Below are 15336 nucleotides of genomic sequence, written 5' to 3'. Positions count from 1 at the left end.
TCGGGAAGCCCCGGGACGGGCTTCTTTCGGAGCACGGCAGGCGAGTACCGTGTAGTTCGTTAGGAAGTTAACTAACGAAGTACAGTGCGTCAAGAGTTGTCGCGCGCTCGATCGACGGGACGTCGTCGAGGGGCACCGCCGCGCGGCACGAGGGCACCGCATCGCCGCATCCCGTGCACCCCCGGGAGCGCGGCCCCTGACCCATGGGGGAACTGTGGAACACGTCGTGGCTGAGGCCCCCCGTCTCACCGAGAGCGCCGGGGCGGTGTTCGCCGTCCTGGCCCAGGCCGGCAGCGCCACCCGGCCGCAGCTGGCGAGCCTCGCGGGCCTGTCCAAGCCGACGGTCTCCGCCGCCGTCGCGGAGCTGGAGGGGGCCAGGCTGGCCACCCACTCCGGCACCGCCTCCAGCGGCACCGGCCGCTCCGCCGCCGTCTACAACCTCGGCCCCGCCTCCGGCTCGGTGCTCGCCGTCGACCTCGGGCCGGCCCGCACCCGGGTGCGCGGCTGCGCCCTGGACGGCACCCTGCTCGCCGAGGCCGACACCCCGCGGGCCAGGGCCGCCGACGCCGTCCGCCAGGCGCTGGAGGCGCTGCCGGCCGGCGCCCCGTTGCGGGCCATCGTGGTCGCCGTCGGTGACGTGACCGAGCCCGACCGGTCCGGGGGTGGCATGCGCCCGGCCACCGCCAAGGCCGGGCCCGTCTTCGACGCGGTGTCGGTCGCGCTGCCGCCGGGCGTCCCCGTGCACCTGGAGAACAACGTGAACTGCGCGGCCCTCGCCGAACTGCACGAGGGCGCGGCCCGGGGCCGGCACACCTTCGGCTACCTGCGGATCGGGGTCGGTATCGGTCTGGGCATCGTGATCGGCGGCCAGGTGCTGCGCGGCGCCAACGGCGCCGCCGGTGAGCTCGCCCGGCTGCCCTACCCCTGGGACGACGACCGGGAGCCCCGCCGGGAGGCCCTGGAGGCCTACGTGGGCTCGGGGGCCCTGCTGCGCCGGGCCGCGCAGGCCTGGCGGGCCGAGGACGGCCCGTGCCCGCGCACCGCCGAGCGGCTCTTCGCGCTGGCCGCCGAGGGCCGGGAGCCCGCCCGCTCCCTGGTCGCCCGGCACGCCGCCGACGTGGGCCGGCTGGCCGCCGCCGTGACCGCCGTGCTGGACCCCGGGCTCCTCGTGCTGGGCGGCAGCACCGGCGCGGATCCGCGGCTGCTGCCCGGCGTGCGCGCCGAGCTGGGACGGCTGAGCTGGCCCACCGAGGTCGTCAGCAGCCAGATCGGCGATCTCGGTACTGTCGTAGGGGCTGCCCGGCTCGCCGTGGCCAAGGGAGTCCAAACCGTGACCGAAGGCGTGCAGGTGAAGGATTGACGGCCTCCGACTTCGTCTGCCAATGTCCGGACAAGCGCTTTCTAAGTCGGCCGGGACGCCGGCTTGGGGTGAGCCTCCCAGTCCGTGCACGACGTACGGCAACCGCACGAGGGCGTGTCCGTGCGGTGACGGCCAGGACGGCCGGGGAGCTCGCCCCGCGCGGACGATGCGGCCGGGCGAGGCCGCGCCCCCGGAAAGTGACTTTTTCCTCAACATGCACCAGTGCCGCCTCAGCCGGCGCCGTGCTCCGTCCCTCCGAAGAAATGGGATCGAAGATGACCACTGTGGGTGTGCGGCGCTCTCGCCGACTCGGCCGCGGCGGTATGCGCCGCCTGGTTCCCCTCGCTGCCGCCACCGCGGCAGGAGCCCTGCTGCTCTCCGCCTGCGGCTCGGGCTCCGGCTCCGGCGGCACCTCCAAGTCGCTGACCTTCTGGATCTCCACGGTTCCGGGGCAGGACGCGGGCTGGAAGAAGCTGGTGGCGCAGTACAAGAAGGAAACCGGCGTCAGCGTCAAGCTCGTCAACATCCCCTACGATGGCTACACGACGAAGCTGCACAACTCCGCTCAGGCGAACGCCCTGCCCGACGTGGCGGCCGTACCGGCGCTGGACCCGATCTGGTCGAACAAGCTGATCGACCTGAGCTCCATCGCCGGCAACAAGAGCTACAACATCAACGCCAACTTCCTGGCGAAGGACTCGTCCGGCAAGGTGCTGGCCATCCCCTCGGACGTCACCGCGTCCGGCCTGTTCATCAACAAGACCCTCTTCGAGAAGGCCGGCGTCTCCTTCCCCGCCTCGCCCTCGAAGACCTGGACGTGGACCGACTTCATCGCGGCCGCGAACAAGGTCCGCGAGAAGACCGGCGCCAAGTACTCCCTGACCTTCGACCAGTCGCCGTCGCGACTGCGCGCCATGGTCTACGAGATGGGCGGGAAGTACGTCCACGCGGACTCCTCCGGCAAGTTCTCGGTGGACGCCGAGACCAAGAAGGCCGTGAAGACCTTCGTCGGATGGAACGACGACAAGACCATGCCGAAGTCGGTGTGGACCAGCGGCGCCGACCCGTCCGCGATGTTCCAGAGCGGTGACGTGGTCGCCTACTGGTCCGGTGTGTGGCAGGTCGCCGCGTTCGCGGACAGCATCAAGAAGTTCGACTGGGCCAGCGTCCCGACCCCCGCCCAGCCCGTCCAGGCCAGCGACGTCAACAGCGGCGGCCTGATGGTGGGCTTCAACAACAACGGCGCCGCGGCCACCGCCGCGAAGAAGTTCATGACCTGGGTGTACGACCCGAAGCAGTACACCGAACTGGTCGAGAGCTCCGGATTCCTCCCGGTCGAGAGCGGTCTGAACCCGACCTACCCCTTCAAGTCCGACGCGGCGCAGTCGGCGTTCAAGCTGTACAACGAGGAGATCCCGCTCTACGCCGCGATCTCCGGCTACTTCAACGGTGCGCAGACGGCCTGGGTGCTGAAGGGCAAGAGCCTCACCACCGACCCGACCAAGACGGAGCTCGGCAAGGCGATCAACGGCCAGCAGTCGTCCGACAAGGCGCTGGAGAACATCGTGGCCGGCTACAACCAGCAGGTCGGCGGCTGATCACGGGCCCCGGGGCGGGGCGGCGGAGCCGAGACGCCGCCGCCCCGCCCCGGCCACCCGCGTGATTTTCTGGCTCACGGTGTGAGCCCCAGCAACCCAACCCCACAGCACGGAGTCAGGAAGATGACCAAACGCGCCTCGGACGTGTCCGGGAGCCCGCCCAGGCGACGCCGCAGCAAGTACACCCTGGCGCCGCTCGTCCTCATCGCGGCCAACGTCGTGCTCTTCGCACTCTTCTTCGTCTGGCCTGCGGTGATCGGGCTCGTCTACTCCTTCACGAACTACACGGGCGTGGGGGCGTTCCAGTTCGTCGGGCTGGACAACTACCACAACCTGTTCGGGGACTCCACCTTCTACGACGCGCTGACGCGGTCCCTGCTCTACACCGTGCTCTTCGTCCCGCTGAACTTCGCGCTCTCGCTGCTCATCGCCAACGTGCTGGTGAGCAAGCACGCCAAGGGCGCGTCGGTGGCTCGCGTCCTCTTCTTCATCCCCTGGCTGCTGTCGCCCATCGTCGTGGGCGTCCTGTGGCGGTGGCTGTTCGGCGAGAACTTCGGCCTGGTCAACTACATCATCGAGAAGCTCGGCGGCGCGGCCGTGCCGTGGCAGTCGAACGCGGACCTGTCGCTGCTCGTGGTGGTGATGGCGGCCTCCTGGGCCTGGACGGGCTTCTCGATGCTGCTGTTCATCGCGGCGATCAAGAACGTGCCGGTGTCGTACTACGAGGCGGCCTCGCTCGACGGTGCCGGTCCGTGGCGCCAGTTCATCAGCATCACCCTGCCGAGCATCGCGCCCACCTCGTTCATCGTGATCCTGCTCAACACGATCAACGCGATGAAGGAGTACCCGATCTTCGTCTCGCTCAACAACGGCGGGCCCGGGACGTCCAACAACCTGCTGGTCCAGTACATCTACCAGACCGGCTTCCAACGGGGCCAGATCGGCTACGCGAGCGCGGCGTCGTTCGTGCTCATGCTCATCCTGATGGCCGTCGCGGTCATCCAGCTGATCGTCAACCGGCGCGTGGAGAACCGATGACAACGACAGACATCCCGCGCCCGGTCGACGGGGACTCCCCGCGGCCCGTGACCGGCAAGCGGCCCCGCGGCGCGAGCAGTGGCGGGCTCCGGCGGGCGGTGTCCGCGACGACCCTGCTGTGGGTCCTGGCCTGCCTGTACGGGCTGCCCGTGCTGTGGTTCATCCTCAGCTCCCTCAAGCCCGCCAGCGACCTGTTCTCGTACCCGCTGACGCTGGTCCCGCACCACCCCACCCTGTCCGGGTACCTGACGGCGTGGCGCAGCGCCAACTTCTCGCAGTACTTCATCAACACGACCATCGTGTGCGTGATCACGACGATCCTCACGGTGGGCGTCAGCTGCTGCACCGGGTACGCCCTGGCCAAGTACGACAACAAGTGGCTCAAGGCCTTCTTCGTCTGCATCCTGGCCACCACGATGCTGCCGGGCGAGGTCATGCTCGCCCCCGAGTTCCTGGTCGTCCGCAACCTCGGCCTCTACAACTCCTTCGCCGGCATCATCCTCCCGGCCGTGCTCACCGCGACCGGCTGCTTCATGTTCCGCCAGTTCTTCCTGACGGTCCCCGACGAACTCGTGGAAGCGGCCCGCATCGACGGAGCCCGCGAACTGTCGATCTTCCTGCGGATCATGGTGCCGCTCTCCCGGCCCATCATGCTGACCCTCGCCATCCTGTCCTTCCAGTGGCGGTGGAACGACTACATCTGGCCGCTGCTGATGCTCAACGACCCCAACAAGTTCACCGTGCAGATCGGCATCCAGAGCATCGTCGGCGCGCAGAACATCAACTGGTCGGTCCTGCTCGGCGCCTCGGTCATCTCCATGATCCCGCTGATCGTGATCTTCCTGGTCTTCCAGCGCTACGTCATGGGCGCCGACATCAACGCCGGACTGAAGGACTGACCTTGACCGCCCTGCTCGACCACGAGTTCGTCCGCGCGGCGGCGCTCGCCGCCGACAGGTCGGCCGGCCTGCTCGAGGCGGACCCGTCGGCGGAACACATCGGGCCGCACCGCGCCCTGGCCCGCCGGGTGAAGACCCTGGTCGCGGCGTACCGCTCGCCGGAGTCCGCCCTGCACGGCAGCGAGCGGGCGGCCGCCGCCGCGCTGACCCACCTCCGTACCCTGCGGTCCCTGCAGACGGCCTCCGGCCTCTTCGCGGGCGGCGACAACGTGCAGTCGCCGCCGGACTCCGCCTTCACCGTCAACGACGTGTGCGACGCGCACGTCCTCGCCGCGGGCGCGGGGCCGGCACTCGCCGACGTCACGGCGGCGCTCGCCGACATCGCGGCCGCCGCCACCGGCCCTCTCCTGACCGGCGGGGTGCACACCCCGAACCACCGCTGGGAGCTGGCCGCGGCGCTGGCCCGGCTGCACCGCTCGTTCCCGGACCCCCGGCTGCTCGCCCGCGCCGAGGAGTGGCTCGCCGAGGGCGTCGACATCGACGCGGACGGCCTGTACTCGGAACGCAGTGCCGTCTACGCGTCGATCGTGACCAACCCGTCGCTGCTGTTGCTGGCCGACGTCCTCGGCCGCACCGACCTGCGGGACGCCGTCGAACGCAACCTCACCGCGACCCTGGACCTGATCAGACCGGACGGCACGGTGGAGACCGTGCACTCGCGCCGCCAGGACCAACGGCTGTCGTTCGCGCTCTGGCCCTACCTGCCCCACTACCGGCTGCTCGCGGTCCGCACCGGCCGGGGCGACTTCGCCCGCGCGGCCCGCCTGGCGGCCGCCGACGGCATCAACGACCCCGACCTGCTCGCCCAGACCCTCCTCACCCCGGATCTGTGCCGCGCCCTGCCGGCCCCGGAGGCGGAGCAGCTCCCGCGCGACCGGTACCTCCCCACCGCACGCCTCGCCGCACACGTCTCGGCCACCGCGCACACCGTGGTGTACGGCGGCTCCGACGTGCCCGAGCACCGGCGCGTCCGCTCGGGCCTCGCCTGCAACCCCACCTTCCTGCGCCTGTTCGCCGGTGCCGCCGTCCTCGACGCGGTCCGCCTCTCGCGGGTGTTCTTCGACCTGGGCCCGTTCCGCGCCGCCGACATGGAACAGCTCGCCGACCACCGGTACCGGCTCACCCAGACCCTCACCACCGCCTACTACCAGCCGCTCCCGAAGGACCGCAGGCGCGACGACGGCGCCTACCGGCTGGTGGACGAGGGCCGCTTCTCCGCGGCGATGGCCTTCCCCGACCGCCCCCAGGACCAGGTCTCCCACACGACCCGAGTCGAGGTCGACCTGCGGGACGACGGCGCCGACCTGCGGATCGACATCAGCGGTCCCCGGGTGCCCTGGGCCCTCGAACTGACCTTCCGGCCGGGCGGCGAGCCGCAGGGCGCCGTACCGCTCGGCGACGGACGCTGGTGCCTGACGACCGAGCCGTTGACCTACCGCGTCGGCGACGACGCGATCCGGGTCCAGGCCACCGTCGAGACGGGCGAACCGCTCGCCGGACCGGACCGCAGCGAGGTACTGCGCTACGACCCGGGGCAGGACCACACCGTGGTCGGCGGCACGGACGCGACCACCGGGAACCGCGTCTACCTCGGCGGACACGGACCGCAGACACTGACCCTCGCACTGCGCGCCACGTCTCAGGCATGAAGGGCTGATCTCCTTGCACCTCCCACGCCAGCTCGGCCCGCTGCACGACCTGCCGTCCACCCCCGAGGCGTACGACGCGGTCCTCGCCGACGTCACCGAACAGGCCCTCGCCCGGATCACACCGGAGGGCAACCTCGAACACCCCGACGCCGACGACGACATCGGCGACACCTCCCTCGGCGTCACCTCCCTGCTGGCCCTGGCCTGGCAGCGGTCCAAGGACCCGCGGCTGCCGGCGGCGGTGCGCCGCAGTCTCGCCTTCCACCTGCGCGAACGGGTCTACACCGGGGACAACCCCGGCTACCCGAACCTCACCGTCCGCGACTCCGGTCTGCCGTACGCCCGTTACGTCCTGGAGGCGGGCGCGCACCCGATCGGGGACTGGCCGAGCACCGTGTGGGCGCTGCTCCAGACGGTGAACCTGCTCGACCTCGCGGACGGCCTGGTGGCCGACGGCCAGCGCGCCGCGCTGCTCGACCTGGGCCGCGGCTACTGGCGCTGGCTGACCGAGGCCACCTTCTTCAACCCGCAGGAGGCCGGCAACCAGGCCATCGGGTGCGTGGTCGGCGGACTGATGCTGGCCCGGCACCTGCCGCGGGAGGAAGCGGAACCGGTCCGCCGGCGGGCGCTGGCGCTGTACGCCGAGAAGATCAGGGCCCACCGGGTCCTCGACCGGGGCGCGCTGCTGCCGCCCGAGCACGGCGGCGCCTACGACAACAACTACGGCCCCATCTCGCTGTCCTTCCTCGCCCAGGCGCACCGGATCAGCGGGGCGGAGATGTTCGCCGAGGACGGCGACGCGCTCGCCCGCTACGTCGACGCCCGCCTGCCGAACGGCGGCTTCGACAACGGCGGCCCCCGCTACAGCGAACAGCACTCCGGCTTCGAGTCGGTGCTCGGACTGCGCTACTTCGGCGCCCGGATCGGTGCCGACCTGGGCCGCTACCGGGGCGACACCACCTGGGGCCGGCACGCGGTCAAGCCGGACGGCGGGGTCGACGGGCACTTCGCCTGGATGCTGGTCTGGCAGATCCAGGACACCACCCCCTGGCACCGCGAACCGTCCACCGCCCAGGCCCGCCACCAGCTCCGCGCGGGCACGGTGTCGGTGGCCTTCGACAGCCGCATGACCCCGTCCCTGGTCGAGGCGGCCGGCACGTACCTCCTCCCGGCGGCGGTGAACCGGCAGCACGGCTTCGGCCCCGTCCTGGACGGCTTCCTGTACTGCCGGCCGATGGGCGAGGTCCGCGTCCGGGACGTGCGCGCCGACGGCCTGACCGCCAAGCTGGTGAGCAAGCCGGTCGTGGGCCGCGACCACGTCCTGCGCCACGTGCGCTCCCTGTACGTCACGGACGGCACGAGCCTGTGGGTGACGGTGGCCCTGGAGCGCCTCGACGGGACGCCGTACCTGCTGGCCGGGCTGCCGTACGCGGCGGACGACGGCGACCGGGTCCGCCGGATCGCCGAGGCCGAGGTCGCCTCCGCGGGTGCCCTGCGCCTCACGCATCCCGCCGAGCCGGGGGTGGACCACTTCGACGCCCGCTCCGAACTCACCCAGGAACAGGCCGCGTTCGCCCTCGCCGCCGACCCGCGCGGGTACGGCAACCCGGACGAGGGCTGGCGCCACCTGGTCTCCTCCAGCGCCTACCGGGCCGAACCGGCGCCGGGCGCGCCGGAACACCTGCACGTGTTCGCCGTACGGTACGGACCCGGCGGGGACTTCACCCCGTCGTTCGAGGGCGACCTGACGGTCTGCACCGAGCGGTTCACGGCGGTCCTCGGACCCGACGACGGCCGCGGCGACCCGCAACTGGCCCTGACCGGACGGTAGTCCCGGTGGTGCCTAGTCCCGCGTGAAGCCGTGGCTGCGTTCCACCTTCGCCACGTGCAGCGTGTAGCTCCGGTACCACTCGGCCCGGCCGCGCCGCTGCGCCGCGCGGTGCTCGGCATGGGTCCGCCAGGCGGTGAGGGCGTCGGCGTCGCGGAAGTACCCGACGGTGATGCCCAGCCCGCCGGGGGTCTGCGCGTGGTCCATCCCCAGGTACCCGGGGATCTCCTTCACCAGGTCCTCCATGCGGGCGTCGGTCTCCCGGTAACCGGTCTGCTCCTCGGTCCGTACCGTGCTGAACACGGCGACGTAGTAGGGCGGTTCGAAGGCCTCGACGGGCGCGACAGGTGCGTGCGGATGATCGCTCATGGCGTCACCGTAAGGCGCCCCGCTCCCCGCGGGCCAGCGTCCTGCGGGGACGGGGAAACCGGAGGGACCGGCCCCGTCACCGGAGCGCCGGCAGCGCGGACTCCGGTACCACCAGGTCCGCCCGGTCCCGGGTGGCCGCGACCAGGTCGGCGTTGAGCTGGTCGGTGCCCGCCACCCAGGCCACCGCCTCCGCGTGCCCCTTGCCGAACTCCTCGTGCCGGGCGACCAGCCGCCGTACCCGCTCGGCCTCGTCGATCTCGCAGAACCACACCTCGTCCAGCGCCTGCCGCACCCGGGTCCACGCACCGTCCGCCAGCAGCAGGTAGTTGCCCTCGGTCACCACCAGCCGGGCGGTCGGCGGCACCGGGATCGCGCCCGCGATCGGCTGTTCCAGCACCCGCTCGAAACCCGGCGCGTACACGACGTCGGCGGTGTCCTCGCGCAGCCGCCGCAGCAGCGCCGCGTACCCGGCCGCGTCGAAGGTCGAGGGCGCCCCCTTGCGGTCCCTGAGGCCCAGCCGGTCCAGTTCGACGTCGGCCAGGTGGAAGCCGTCCATGGGCACCTGCGCCACCCACGGCTCACCCGTCCCGTTCAGCTCCCGCACCAGATGCTCGGCGAAGGTCGTCTTGCCGGCGCCGGGGCTGCCCGCGACACCGAGCAGGGCGCGCGGACCGCGGGCGGCGAGTGAACGGGCGCGGTCGAGGAGGTCGTCGAAAGTCAGCGGCACGCAAAAAGTGTGACACCGCCCCGGGATGTGGCGCACACCACCCTCTCGCCGCCGCCGGGTGGGGAAGATGCCGGACATGACTGCACTCGGTCTGCCCGACACCATTCAGGCCTGTCTCTTCGACCTCGACGGGGTCGTCACCAGAACCGCCGTCGTGCACGCGGCGGCCTGGAAGGAGATGTTCGACGCCTTCCTGCGCGACTACGAGGGCCAGCGCCCCTTCGACCCGGCCGCCGACTACGACGAGTACGTCGACGGCCGCCCGCGCGCCGACGGCGTCCGCGCCTTCCTCGACTCCCGCGGCATCCACCTGCCCGAGGGCACCCCGGACGACCCGCCGGACGCGCGCACCGTGCACGGCCTCGGCAACCGCAAGAACGAACTGCTCCTGGCCAGGATCCGCACCGACGGCGTCGAGGCCTACGACGGCACCCTGCGCTATCTGGAGGCGGTCCGGGCCCAGGGGCTGCGCACGGCGATCGTCTCCTCCAGCGCCAACTGCCGTGACGTCCTGCGCTCGATCGGCGCCGAGCACTTCTTCGACGTCCGCATCGACGGCGTCGTGGCCGAGGAACGGCACCTGCCCGGCAAACCGCACCCGGACACCTTCCTGGCCGCCGCCCACGACCTCGGCGTCGAGCCGTCCCGGGCGGCCGTCTTCGAGGACGCCCTCGCCGGGATGGACGCGGGGCGCGCGGGCCGTTTCGGGTACGTCGTCGGCGTGGACCGCGTCGGGCAGACCGAAGCCCTGTACGCACACGGCGCGGACACGGTCGTGACGGACCTCGCCGAGCTGGGAGGCAAGGAGTGATCACCCACCGGTCGTACGCCGTGGAGCCGTGGGCGGTCCGCGAGACCGCGCTCAACCTCGACGTGCTCGCCCAGAGCGAGTCGGTGTTCGCGCTGTCCAACGGCCACGTCGGCTGGCGCGGCAACCTCGACGAGGGCGAACCGCACGGGCTGCCCGGCAGCTACCTCAACGGCGTCCACGAGGTGCACCCCCTGCCGTACGCCGAAGCCGGCTACGGATACCCCGAGTCCGGGCAGACCGTCATCAACGTCACCAACGGCAAGATCCTGCGGCTGCTCGTCGACGACGAACCCTTCGACCTGCGCTACGGCCGGCTCGTCGGCCATGAGCGGGTGCTGGACCTGCGCCGGGGCGTCCTGGAACGGACCTGCGAGTGGACCTCGCCCGCGGGATCGACCGTACGGGTGCGCTCGACCCGGCTGGTGTCCCTGACCCAGCGGGCGGTGGCCGCCGTCGCCTACGAGGTGGAGGCCGTCGACCGCCGCTGCCGGATCGTGGTCCAGTCCGAGCTGGTCGCCAACGAGCAGCTCCCCGGGGCGAACGGCGATCCGCGGGCGGCGCGGGCCCTGGAGTCGCCGCTGGAGCAGGAGGACGGCTTCGCCGACGGGTACCGGCTGCGTCTGGTGCACCGCACCAAACGCAGCGGACTGCGCGTCGCGGTCGCCGCCGACCACACGGTCTGCGGCCCCGAGCGGACCACGACCCGTTCCGAGAGCGGCGTGGACGTGGCCCGGCTGACCGTGACCTCCGTACTGGAGCCCGGCCAGCGGCTGCGGGTGGAGAAGTTCGTCGCGCACGGCTGGTCCGGGGTGCGTTCGCTGCCCGCGATGGCCGACCAGGTGGACGCGGCCCTCGCCGCCGCCGCGCACGAGGGCTGGCAGGGGCTGACCGACGAACAGCGCGGCTACCTCGACGACTACTGGTCCCGCGCCGACGTGGAGGTGGACGGCGACGAGGAGGTCCAGCAGGCCGTCCGCTTCGCCCTCTTCCACGTCCTGCAGGCCGGTGCCCGCGCCGAACAGCGGGCGATACCCGCCAAGGGCCTCACCGGCTCCGGCTACGACGGACACGCCTTCTGGGACACCGAGATGTTCGTCCTGCCCGTCCTCACCCACACCGCCCCGGGCGCCGTCGCCGAGGCGCTGCGCTGGCGGCACAACACCCTGCCCGCCGCCCGCGAACGCGCCACCCAACTGGGCCTGGCCGGGGCCGCGTTCCCCTGGCGGACCATCGAGGGCTCGGAGGGCTCCGCGTACTGGCCGGCCGGCACCGCCGCCTTCCACGTCAACGCCGACGTCGCCGACGCGGTGGTCCGCTACGTCGCCGCCACCGGCGACACCGACTTCGAACGCGACACCGGTGTCGAACTGCTCGTGGAGACCGCCCGGCTGTGGCGCTCGCTCGGCCACCACGACAGCCGCGGCGCGTTCCACATCGACGGCGTCACCGGACCCGACGAGTACAGCGCGGTCGCCGACGACAACACGTACACCAACCTGATGGCCCGGGCGAACCTGCTGGCCGCCGCCGACGCCGTGGAACGCCACCCCCGCGAGGCCGCCCGGCTCGGCGTCGACGCGGAGGAGTCCGCCGCCTGGCGGGACGCCGCGGAGGCCGTGCACATCCCCTACAACCACGAACTGGGCGTCCACGAACAGCACGCCGGGTTCACCCGCTACCAGCGCTGGGACTTCGAGAACACCCGTCCCGAGCAGTACCCGCTGCTGCTGAACTTCCCGTACTTCGACCTGTACCGCAAACAGGTCGTCAAACAGGCCGACCTGGTGCTGGCGATGTACACCTGCGAGGCCTACTTCGACGAGGAGCAGATCGCCCGCAACTTCGCCTACTACGAGCCGCTGACCGTGCGCGACTCCTCACTGTCCGCGTGCTGCCAGGCGGTGGTCGCCGCCCAGGCCGGGCACCTGACGCTCGCCCACGCGTACACGGCCGAGGCCGCCCTGATGGACCTGGACGACCTGGAGCACAACACCCGCGACGGACTGCACATCGCCTCCCTGGCCGGCACCTGGATGGCCCTGGTGGCCGGCTTCGGCGGACTGCGCCACTACGACGACGGGGCCAGGTTCGCCCCCCGGCTGCCGGAGCGGCTGCGCAGGCTCGCCTTCACCCTGCAACTGCGGGGCAGCAGGCTGCGGGTGGAGATATTCGCGGACAAGGCGACGTACACCCTCCTCGACGGGCCCCCGCTCACGGTCCACCACCACGGTGAGCCGGTCACCGTCGACACGGACAGCCCGGCGGTGCGGGCGGTACCACCGGTCCGCCCGGGCCCGACACCGACGCAGCCTTTGCACAGGACGCCGAACCGGCCCGGCTGAGGGTCAAGCGCCCCGAAGGGGCGCTGGGGGTACCCCCGGCCGAAGGCTGAGGGAGGAACTGCGCGACCAGCCACGACGGCGCCGCGCCGGACCAGGCCGCAGTGCCGACTACCGGCCGGATGTGGCTGATCGCGCAGTTCCCCGCGCCCCTTCGGGCGCGTGCTTCACCCGAGGGCGTTCGACAGGAGGGTCGCCAGGTCGCTCGTCGCGTCGGCGGCGAACAGGGCGGCCAGTGCGCCGAGCGCGAGGACGGCCGCCGCGGCCGGCCAGAGACGGGGCGGCGGGGTCGTCTGGAGGGCCGCTATGCGGCGGGTCACCGCGCGGTCCGTGAAGTTCAGGGCGCAGGACGGGCGGGCGCGGCCCGCGCTGAGGGCGGCGCGGGCCAGGGCACGGGCGGTGGTGGCCCGGTCGCCCACGGCGGTGGCCGCCTGCTCGTCGGCCCAGCGCTCCACCAGGAAGGCCACGGCCGAACGGACCGGCCCGAGCAGCGGGTTCGCGGCCACGGCCAGGGTCGCCGCCGTCACCAGGCTGCCGTGCCGGTGGGTCAGATGGGCCCTCTCGTGGGCCAGCAGCACCCGCCGCTCGGCCGGCGCCAGCGCGCCGAGCATCGCCGAGGTGACCAGGATCCGGCCCGGCCGGCCCGGGATCGCGAACGCCTGCGGCACCTTCGAGGCGGCCACCACCAGCTCCGTGTCCCGAGGCTGCCCCTCGCACAGCCGCCGCAGCGCCCGCCGGGTGGCGCGTTCGGCCCGTACCGCCCGCTGCACCCGCCACGCCACCGCGGCCAGTGCGAGGCAGGCGGCGACGCCGATCACCTCCGGTACCGGATCGGCCAGCCGGTGTCCGTCCTCGTGGGCTTCCCGGACCACCGGCGGCGCCTCGCCGAGCAGAGCGGTCGTCAGCAGGATCAGGGACCAGGTGGTGGCGGCGGCGGTCAGCACGGCGGCCGACGTCAGCACACGCGCCGCCAGCGCCGGTGCCACCCGTCGGCCGATCACCGGACAGAGCAGCGGCAGCACCGCGGAGACCAGCAGCGGGGTGTAGACGTCGAACCTCATGCGCCGCCCCCGGCGAACAGGTTGCGCAGCGCCCGCTCCTCCTCCGGGCCCAGCCCGGACACGAACTGCTGGAGCGCGGCGATCGGGTCGGGCCCGCGGTCAAGGGCCTCGTGCATGGCCTCGGCCGTCAGCTCTGCCGCGTTCTTCGCCGGCCGGTACGCACCGCGCCGCCCGTCCGCGTCCCGCAGCACCAGTCCCTTGTCGTACAGACGCTTGAGGATCGTGTGGACCGTGTTGTAGGCGAGCCCGCCGCCGATCTCGGACTGGATCTCGGCCGGGGTCAACGGGCGTTCGGTCGCCCACAGGGCCGCCAGGACCTCGCTCTCCAGCTCCCCGGCGCTGCGCCGCTCCGCTCTGCCGCGGGACCCTGTGCCAGACATGGCTCAACCTTACAGGGTGTAGGGCCGCAGTCCGGGTGGGCGCAGCGGCGCGGTGAGCGCCGCGAAACCGGGTTGGTTTGGCAGTGTTTGTCCATGCGTGTTCCTGAGGCCGTGGTCAGCCCTACACGTTGTAGGGTTTTTGGCCCTACGGTGTGCAGGGAAGAGGGGTGGATGCACCGATGGCCGTGAGCGCGTACGCCGCACCGCCGGCGGGATCATGAGCGCGCCGCCGGGAACCGGCCCCGTCGCGGTCCGCAGGCCGTTGCACTACTGGCAGAGCGGCCTGTGTCTCACCCTGCTGCTGGGCGGCCTCTATCTGGTCCGGCGGCACTGGCCCACCGTTCAGCACGGAGCCGGGCGGCTGGCCGTCGCCGACCAGGGCTGGCTCCTGGTGGCGGCCACGGCCGCGGTCGGGACCTGGGCCTCCTCGGCGCTCGCCCAGCAGGGGGCGGTCGCCGAGCGGCTGCCCGGACGGCGGCTGGTCGCCGCCCAGTTCGCCGCCTCGGCCGCCAACCACGTGCTGCCCGCCGGACTCGGCGCGGGCGCCGTCAACCTGCGCTTCCTGATGCGCTGCGGGCTCCCGGCCGGCCGTGGCGCGTCCGCCCTCGCCGTCAAGGCCACCGCCGGGGCCGTGGTCCGCCTCGTCCTCATCGCCGCGCTCGCCCCCGCCTGCCCGGGCCTGCTGCGTGTCCCGCACGTCCCGCCGGTCCTGTTCCTGGCCGGCTGCGGGGGCGTGGCCACCGTGGCCGGGGTCCTGCTGCGCACCCGGTGGTGGCCGCCGTGCCGGGCCGCGGTGGTGACCGTGGCGGGCGACATCCGGGCGGTGCACGCCAACCCGGCCCGCGCGGCGGCCCTGTGGGGCGGCTCCCTGGTCTTCGCCGCACTGCACTCGCTGGTGCTGATCGCGGTCGCCCAGGCGATCGAACTGCCGCTGTCCCCGGCCCGGGTGATGCTGCTCTACCTCGCCGCCAGCGGCGCCGCCGCGCTGCTGCCCACCCCGGGCGGCCTCGGCTCGCTGGACGCCGCCCTCGCTCTCGCCCTCACCGCATCGGGCACCCCGGCCGCCGCGGCCACCTCCGCCGTGCTCGGCTACCGGCTGCTGACGGTGTGGCTCCCGCTGGTGCCGGGGCTGCTGGTGCTCGGCGTGCTGGTCCGGCGCCGGGCGCTGTGACCCTGCGGGCGTTCCCCGGCGGCCCGCGGCATCGCGGTGGGTGGGG

The 15336-nt window shown here is 72.6% G+C and carries 13 protein-coding genes; 9 read left to right on the top strand and 4 right to left on the bottom strand.

Annotated elements, in window-relative coordinates; translation table 11 throughout:
• Window positions 1–226: 226 nt before the first annotated feature.
• The 6 genes from AB0G52_RS29860 to AB0G52_RS29835 all read left to right on the top strand — a co-directional run bounded on the left by AB0G52_RS29860 (window position 227) and on the right by AB0G52_RS29835 (window position 8435).
• Entirely contained in the window at window positions 227–1360 is a 1134-nt protein-coding gene (locus tag AB0G52_RS29860) for an ROK family transcriptional regulator (protein WP_361340402.1), read from the top strand.
• Window positions 1361–1635: 275 nt separating this feature from the next.
• Window positions 1636–2958 carry an extracellular solute-binding protein gene (locus AB0G52_RS29855; protein WP_361340399.1) on the top strand — a complete coding sequence of 441 codons (1323 nt, stop codon included), beginning with the start codon at window positions 1636–1638 and terminating at the stop codon, window positions 2956–2958.
• Window positions 2959–3081: 123 nt separating this feature from the next.
• A complete protein-coding gene (locus tag AB0G52_RS29850) occupies window positions 3082–3996 on the top strand; it encodes a sugar ABC transporter permease (RefSeq protein WP_132893394.1) in 915 nt (304 codons plus the stop codon).
• A complete protein-coding gene (locus AB0G52_RS29845) occupies window positions 3993–4895 on the top strand; it encodes a carbohydrate ABC transporter permease (RefSeq protein ID WP_361340397.1) in 903 nt (300 codons plus the stop codon). The genes AB0G52_RS29850 and AB0G52_RS29845 overlap by 4 nt, the downstream gene beginning before the upstream one ends.
• Window positions 4896–4897: 2 nt before the next feature.
• Entirely contained in the window at window positions 4898–6604 is a 1707-nt protein-coding gene (locus AB0G52_RS29840) for a hypothetical protein (RefSeq protein ID WP_361340395.1), read from the top strand.
• Window positions 6605–6617: 13 nt separating this feature from the next.
• Window positions 6618–8435, top strand: coding sequence for a hypothetical protein (locus AB0G52_RS29835; RefSeq protein ID WP_361340392.1), 1818 nt, complete (start codon window positions 6618–6620; stop codon window positions 8433–8435).
• Between the two features lie 12 nt (window positions 8436–8447).
• Here the strand turns inward: AB0G52_RS29835 and AB0G52_RS29830 are convergent, their stop codons facing one another.
• Together AB0G52_RS29830 and AB0G52_RS29825 are read right to left on the bottom strand one after the other, a co-directional pair.
• The gene (locus AB0G52_RS29830; RefSeq protein WP_361340389.1) at window positions 8448–8801 is read right to left on the bottom strand and encodes an antibiotic biosynthesis monooxygenase; all 354 of its coding nucleotides are present in this window, start codon (window positions 8799–8801) and stop codon (window positions 8448–8450) included.
• Between the two features lie 76 nt (window positions 8802–8877).
• Window positions 8878–9528: a nucleoside/nucleotide kinase family protein gene (locus tag AB0G52_RS29825; RefSeq protein ID WP_207921908.1), complete on the bottom strand. Its 651-nt coding sequence runs from the start codon at window positions 9526–9528 to the stop codon at window positions 8878–8880.
• A gap of 76 nt (window positions 9529–9604) precedes the next feature.
• On the opposite strand from AB0G52_RS29825, the gene AB0G52_RS29820 reads away from it, so the two are divergent.
• Both AB0G52_RS29820 and AB0G52_RS29815 read left to right on the top strand, forming a co-directional pair.
• Window positions 9605–10339, top strand: a complete 735-nt coding sequence (locus tag AB0G52_RS29820; protein ID WP_361340386.1) for a beta-phosphoglucomutase family hydrolase — start codon at window positions 9605–9607, stop codon at window positions 10337–10339.
• Entirely contained in the window at window positions 10336–12681 is a 2346-nt protein-coding gene (locus AB0G52_RS29815; protein ID WP_361340383.1) for a glycosyl hydrolase family 65 protein, read from the top strand. Before AB0G52_RS29820 ends, AB0G52_RS29815 begins: the two co-directional genes overlap by 4 nt.
• Window positions 12682–12845: 164 nt before the next feature.
• Here AB0G52_RS29815 and AB0G52_RS29810 read toward each other — a convergent pair whose 3' ends face one another.
• Complete coding sequence (locus AB0G52_RS29810; RefSeq protein ID WP_132893381.1) at window positions 12846–13739, bottom strand: M48 family metalloprotease; 894 nt, start codon at window positions 13737–13739, stop codon at window positions 12846–12848.
• A complete protein-coding gene (locus AB0G52_RS29805; protein ID WP_132893379.1) occupies window positions 13736–14119 on the bottom strand; it encodes a BlaI/MecI/CopY family transcriptional regulator in 384 nt (127 codons plus the stop codon). Before AB0G52_RS29805 ends, AB0G52_RS29810 begins: the two co-directional genes overlap by 4 nt.
• A 217-nt stretch (window positions 14120–14336) precedes the next feature.
• Here AB0G52_RS29805 and AB0G52_RS29800 point away from each other — a divergent pair, with 217 nt between their 5' ends.
• Entirely contained in the window at window positions 14337–15290 is a 954-nt protein-coding gene (locus AB0G52_RS29800; protein ID WP_132893377.1) for a lysylphosphatidylglycerol synthase domain-containing protein, read from the top strand.
• The last annotated feature ends 46 nt before the right edge of the window (window positions 15291–15336 follow it).

Source organism: Streptomyces sp. NPDC021562 (assembly GCF_040640875.1).
In the GTDB taxonomy this organism is placed as follows: domain Bacteria; phylum Actinomycetota; class Actinomycetes; order Streptomycetales; family Streptomycetaceae; genus Streptomyces.
This window is presented reverse-complemented; position numbering and strand designations above follow the sequence as displayed.

What these genes read in the sequence shown, in the direction of transcription:
- AB0G52_RS29855 (WP_361340399.1), top strand. Translation starts at nt 1,636, where the DNA reads ATGACCACTGTGGGTGTGCGGCGCTCTCGCCGACTCGGCCGCGGCGGT.
- AB0G52_RS29850 (WP_132893394.1), top strand. Translation starts at nt 3,082, where the DNA reads ATGACCAAACGCGCCTCGGACGTGTCCGGGAGCCCGCCCAGGCGACGC.
- AB0G52_RS29845 (WP_361340397.1), top strand. Translation starts at nt 3,993, where the DNA reads ATGACAACGACAGACATCCCGCGCCCGGTCGACGGGGACTCCCCGCGG.
- AB0G52_RS29830 (WP_361340389.1), bottom strand. Translation starts at nt 8,801, where the DNA reads ATGAGCGATCATCCGCACGCACCTGTCGCGCCCGTCGAGGCCTTCGAA.
- AB0G52_RS29820 (WP_361340386.1), top strand. Translation starts at nt 9,605, where the DNA reads ATGACTGCACTCGGTCTGCCCGACACCATTCAGGCCTGTCTCTTCGAC.
- AB0G52_RS29810 (WP_132893381.1), bottom strand. Translation starts at nt 13,739, where the DNA reads ATGAGGTTCGACGTCTACACCCCGCTGCTGGTCTCCGCGGTGCTGCCG.
- AB0G52_RS29805 (WP_132893379.1), bottom strand. Translation starts at nt 14,119, where the DNA reads ATGTCTGGCACAGGGTCCCGCGGCAGAGCGGAGCGGCGCAGCGCCGGG.
- AB0G52_RS29800 (WP_132893377.1), top strand. Translation starts at nt 14,337, where the DNA reads ATGAGCGCGCCGCCGGGAACCGGCCCCGTCGCGGTCCGCAGGCCGTTG.